The organism is Amycolatopsis sp. NPDC102389, assembly GCF_044765885.1.
GTDB lineage: Bacteria > Actinomycetota > Actinomycetes > Mycobacteriales > Pseudonocardiaceae > Amycolatopsis.
Window position 1 is genome coordinate 44,046 of sequence record NZ_JBIWKX010000057.1, and the last position, 6,080, is coordinate 50,125.

Below are 6,080 nucleotides of genomic sequence, written 5' to 3' on the forward strand. Positions count from 1 at the left end.
CGTTCGCCGCAACGACCAGAACCACCGGCTGCCCGTAGCGCTCAAGAACAGCGCCCTCGAACTGGCCAGGCGCGACAAGGAGTGGACCGCGGCCAGGGGGAAGGCCAGGGCGGTGGCCGCCAGGACCCCCGACGGCGCCCTCATCGAGGCCGCCTTCGAGCGACGCGCCGCCGCCAAGTTCTGGAACGCGAAACGCGACTATGACAACGCTCTGGCCGCCGCGCAGGCGGATCCGGCTCTCCACGGCGGGCGACGCGTCGTCCGGATGGAGTTCCCGGCGGACAGCTTGACCGTGCCGGTCGAACACTGGAAGCCGCTTTCCCGGCTCACTCGCGACCTTCTCGTCGCGCGTGAGGAAGGCCGCGCTCCCCGGGTGCGCTATCGCGTGATCGGGGAGCGGTTGAGGGCCGTACAGGACTTCACCAGCGTGGTAATGCCCAAGTTGGACTCCTTCGCCAACCTCGAGCAGCTCTCGGTTCCCTTGGGGCACCGTCTCGGGCGGAGCGAACTCGGCCTGGCGGCCATGCCCGAGTTCCTGCCCGGCGTCGGTGACACGATCGTCGAGATCTGGGTCGACGAGAACGCGGAACAGCTCCTGGTCGTGGATGACGTCTACGACGCCGATCTGCCCCCGATCTGGGAGGACGACGGGGAGGGCTCGGACTCCGATGGCGCGGGTACCGCTCCGGCGTTGTCGGGTGGGCAGCGTCTCCTGCGCGTCGAACTGGCGCCCGGAAACCTGGACGGGGGCGTCGAACTCAGGGACCAAGCCCGCGATGTCGCCCAGTTCCTGCTGGACAATCCGGGAGCCGAGGTACAGGCCCTTGCCTTCGGCGACGAAGCAGAGGACATCTATCAAGCATTGGTCATGCCCGCGCTGGAGACGGCTGTCCACCTGGCCCAGGTGTCGCGTCCCGGCTCCGCGCCGCGGCCCGGGCCGATCGCGCTCGGCCTGCCCGGCACCCCCGAGGTCGTCTCAGGCGTCGGAAACCCGGTCATCGAGATTTGGGCGAGGGAGAACGGCACCCCGCCTGGATCATCGCATCCGGGACCGGGGCAATACCGGCCGCTCGCCACGATCCAGGAAGAAGACGACGCGGCCGGGCCTTCGCGATCGGACGCTCAGGGCGATGGCCATGCGCCGTCCGTGGCCCCGGAAACGGGCAAGATGGGTTCGTCGTTCCGGGGGGCCCTGCCGGAGTACGCCCGCGACGGCAAGGCTCTGGGACTGGTCGTGGTGAGCGAGGTGAAGGATCGTGACCAGGTCGGCAAACGCATCACCGAGCTGCTGGCTCCCTTCGGCACCGCGGAGCCGGAGGGCATCAAGGCCATCGTCGGAAAGCTGAACCGTGCGAGGTTCGAGACCTTCCTCGGCAAGGAGCCGGGCGTGGATCGATCGTCCGGAACCGCGGAACCAGAGGCGCGCGGTGGACGGAGCTTCCAGGTCCGGGTCGGGGAGAAATGGTTCGAGGCGCACGTCGTCGCTGTGCCGGATCTCGGCGGGGCGGCGCCGGGTGAGGGCAAGCGAGAGCCCGCCAGGGCCGTCCGCGAAGTACGGGACCAGCAGGTCTTCGGCCAGTCGCAGTCCCGTGCGGACAATTCCTCTTACCGGCTGGGGCTTTCCACGATCTCGCTGATGAGCAGCGGTGTGCCGGTCATCGCCGGTGGCGGCACGGGACTGGCCAGGCCGGTCGGCGTGCGCACCTCCGACGCGTCTACGAACGCGCAGACCATCTGGCGGCCCAATTCCGAGGTGCGGAGCGCCAAGGTCCCCGTCAAGTACTACATCACCCTCACCGGCGAAGACGGCGGCATCACCGGGGGTACCACCACAGGTGAGATCACCTTGCTGCTATCGGATTCGGTCAGCAAGGTCACCAAGCCGGCCGGGGTTTCGCAGGGAAAGCCCCGTGACGGCTGGGAAAAGAGGCTCGGATTCCTCGCTGTCGACGCGGTGCTCTTCGACGAGCGCACCATGTTCGAAAAGGTTCAGCGGAAACTCCACCCGTCTGTGTCCAAATTGGGGGCTCCCGGTCGGTCCGCGTTGCGCGACTTCGTTTCCGCCGCGAACGTTCGCACCTTGTCGAGGAAGATGTGGCTGGGTGAGGCTGCGCACTCGGCGGATTTCGTGAGCCCTCACGGCGCCTACCGCGAAGCCGCCCGGATGATCTTCCGTCCGCACGACGTGGAGTTCGTCGGCGTGGTGCCCGCGGAGGGCGAGTCCCGCACGCAGGACACAGCGACGGCCGAAGAATCGGTCGCGTCGACCACGAAGGCCGGGCCGGATCTTCTCGGGGGTGTCGGCGGTGGCGCGGGCGTTCCCGGGGTCGCGGCCGGCTACGGGGGAGTGACCGGGAACATCGCCGCGAGCATTTCCGACACCGCGATCACGGGGCGGTCGACCACCACTGGAACCAGCATGTACGTCCAAGGTGACGTCGGTCTTTATCGGGTGAAGGGTGAGATCGCCGTGCAGACCACGCATGGCGATTGGGTGACGGAGCCGGCGACGAAGTACGTCCGGCTGGACCTGCACGAGGCGACGGCCGAAAACCTGCCGGTACCGCCGGGTTACGAAAAGCGCTTCATCGATGTGGGACCACGCTTCGAACCTCCTTACGTGGCCGCCGCCGCGGCCGGCGGACATATTCGGGCCGGGGCCACACCCGTCGCCGCGGGTATCCTGCCCCGGATCGAAAGCGCTTTGAGGCGAGCTCCTGGTCTGGAAGATCTGCTGCCCAAGTGGAGCAACCGTGAGGCGAAAACGTCCCGTGGTTCCGGCGACAAGGCGGAGGAACGCCTGGCTAACCAGCGGAAGCTGGCATCGGTGTTCTCCGCGACAGCCATGATGAACAGGTTGGACAGCCTGCTCGGACCGGGAATCTCGACCCAGCTCAAACGTCGTGGCCTCTTCTTCGACGAGTTCATCAGCGTGCGGGTCAAGGGCAAGCTCGACGACGGTCGTCATCTGGGGCAGGCCGACGGGCGCACAGTGGCCGGGATCCAGACCACGGGTGTCACCGTCGCCGGTGGCGCCGGCGTGGAGCGCGGCTGGGGTGGCGGGCCGGAAGCACGTGGACGGGTCGGTTTCTCCAGCGCGCTGGACGTCGGTGCGATCACCAACATCGCGGCGACGCCGGTCAAATTCGCCGACGGCCGGTCGTGGAAGAACTCCGGTGCGGCCGGCAGCGCTGTGACCGTCGAACAGGTCGGCGCCGATCTGTCCCACGTTTTCAGCCATAACATCGCCTTCGATATCGAGATCGTCAGTCACCGGCGTCCCCGCCGTTGGGTCCGGCGGCTGACCCCCGGATCGCCCTTCCGTTCCATACCTAAGGTGCGCGTCCTCGCGGGCTCCCAGCCCGGTGCCGCGGTCCCGATCCCCACCGTGACGGGGAAGACCGAGTTGTGGGTGAGCGAATCCGCGGTCCACAAGACCGACCCGTCGAAGTTCACTCCCGGGGCCACGAAGGTGGTCCACCTCGATCCCGAGCAGACGCCCGCCATCGACGAGTTGTCCGCGTCGACCACTCCCGTGCCGGAATTCCTGTATGTGGAGGCGTTCGCCCACGCCGGAGAACTCGGTGAGCTGGCTGTTGATCTGTCCAACCGCGCCACGAACGACGACGAGGTGCTGGTGCTTCCGGGAAGTAAGGGACACCAGCTCGTGCACCAATGGTTCGCCCCCGAGACGCTGCGGGCGCTGCTCAAATCCTCTTCGATACCGGCCTTCCGGCGGAACGGTCTCAGCTACGGGCGTCGCGCCACCAAAAGGATCGGCGCCCTCGGCATGCGGCTGGAACTGACCGATCCGCTGGTGGTGAAGGTGTCCGACGTCGGCCGCGACAAGGTGACCTTCAGCGGCGCCACCAAGGCGGCGTCGGAATCCTTGAGAGTGAAGGCGGTGGGTCCCAGCGCGAACGTGAACTTCTTCGCGCCCGACGCGACGCCGACGTCGTCGGCGGGTGGACGGATCGCGATGGGTACCTCGGCCAGGTTCTGGGGCAGGAAGCGAGGCCAGTCGAGCGAACACACCGTCATGGTCGACCACAAGGAAAGGGCGTCCGCCCACAGCCGTACGGTGCTCGTCCGGTACGACGTCCGAGCGCGAATGGTCGCCGAGAGCAGGCAGAAGCGGGTCATCGACGGCCCGGTGTCCGCCGCTGGGGCCGACAAGTTCATGCCAGGTTCGCTTTTCGTCCGGATGACCGAGCGTCAGGCCAGGGCGCAGGGCCTGCTTCCCGCGGCGGAACCGCGGGAGACGGCACCGAAACTCGCCGCGCCGGAACTGTCGTTCGGTTCCTCGGGCTCGTTCGGCTCTTACGTCGCCGAGGACCTGCCGGACCTTTCCGGTTTGCTGCCCGCCCTTCGCGCCGGCCTCAACGGCGAACACCGTAATCTGATACCCAAGGTCGTTCTGGACGACGCGATGGGCGCCGCCGAACGGCTGAGTGACCTGGTCGATGGTTCGAACGCGACATCGTTGCTCGACAACGCGCTCGACGGTGGCCTGCCGCTGCGCGTACACAAGCCGGGAGTGTTGTGGTCGGACGACTACAACGTGCTGCTGAAAGCGACGGCGGAGACCGTTGAATTCGACGGCTACGAAAACGACGGCAGCGAGATCGAGCAGGCGATCACCAACGCCGCCATGAACAAGGCCGTCGAAGAACGTTCGAAGTCGAGGGGCGGGTGGCTCCGTCCTGGCTGGCGGTCCTTGTTCTCCACCGGCGATCCCAGCGGCGGAGGCGCGCTGGGTGGATCGGCCGGTGTGGGCGGCACCCGTGAGCGCATCGACCGCCGGGTCACCGGCTCGGGGCTGACCACGATCCGCGCGACCACCGCGTCCGGTCCCGGTGCCCGGTACCGGGTCCGGCTGCGATGGGAACTGACGGTCGAGAAGGAAGGCCGTCAGATCGCGTCGAGCGCGTTGACCGACGAAATCACGATCCGGGCCAACGCGGATGACCTGAAGATCGGCGCCGATCGCGGACGGGAACACGAGAGCTTGACGATCCCCCTCGGACGGCACACCGACGCCAGTGTCAAGGGATGGCAGAGCAGTGGACTGAAACTTCCCGCTGACGTTCTCGTCGAAGGTTTCCGCGGCGCCGCTGACATCCGGGAAGGCGTGGTTCGGGCGATCGAGGGTGCGGGCGCCAAAGCCGGGTTGACCAGTAGCGAGACGGGTGCGATGAACACGCTCGCGCTGTCGGTGACCAACACGGTGATCCGCGCCAATCTCGTCAAGACGTCCTCGGCTTCATTGCCACTGCCGACCCTCTACACGATGTCGCTCGCCGGGGGGCAGGAAGCGAAGGTCAAGATCTATTCCCGGCTGAGCGGGGCGCAGATCGTCGGCTTGAGTGACAGCGTCCGCTTCGACCAGTCCGCGAAAATCCTCGAAAGCTTCATTTCCGACACCGCCCGTTCCGGCACCGCCGGTGCCCAGGTTGTCGGCGGTGACGGGGGCATCACCGATCGAGCCGACAACCTGCACATTCCTGGTGGCGCTGACGTGCAGGCGGCCATGGCGAGTGGCCAGCTCTCCGGCGTCACCGCGGGATTGCGCACGGTGACCCTGCAGGACACGGGGCGTAGCGGATTGATCAAGTTCGACACCGAGCACTTGATCGTGGCCGACGTGGGCGGGGTCACCAGCGCCGTGGTCGTCCAGCTTCCCGGATCGGCCCTGCCCCGGGTGATCAACGCCGACCTGGCCAAGGTCCTGGGCGCGCCGCTTCCGGCGACGGCCTCGCAGGCCCAGGACAGGGTTTCTCAGGCTTCCGCGTTGTGGCGGGCCAAGGAGTCGAGCCTCCATCGGAAACAGGGCGCTGCCGATCAGAAGTGGTTCGAACTTCAGGCCGTCGAGCAGCGGCTGCGCGAGGTCGCCGGCGTGCCGGACGAGACCGGACTCGATCCGCGGATCGCCGCGCAGCGAGCACGGGTGGCCGCGAGTGTCGCCGCCCTTCAGGCTGTGGGAGTTGGTGGGCGGGACGAAGCGGGGAGGCAGAGCAGGGATTTGGCCGCGAGGCTCGCTCAGGGGGAGACCGCTCTTGACGCTTTCGCCGACGAGTTCG

The 6,080-nt window shown here is 67.5% G+C and carries 1 pseudogene (only partly in view); it reads left to right on the plus strand.

Going from position 1 to position 6,080, the window contains the following annotated elements:
• Positions 1 to 6,080, plus strand: a pseudogene (locus tag ACIRGA_RS33195) (hypothetical protein); its annotated part reaches 21,704 nt to the left of the window's first position; the annotation flags it as partial.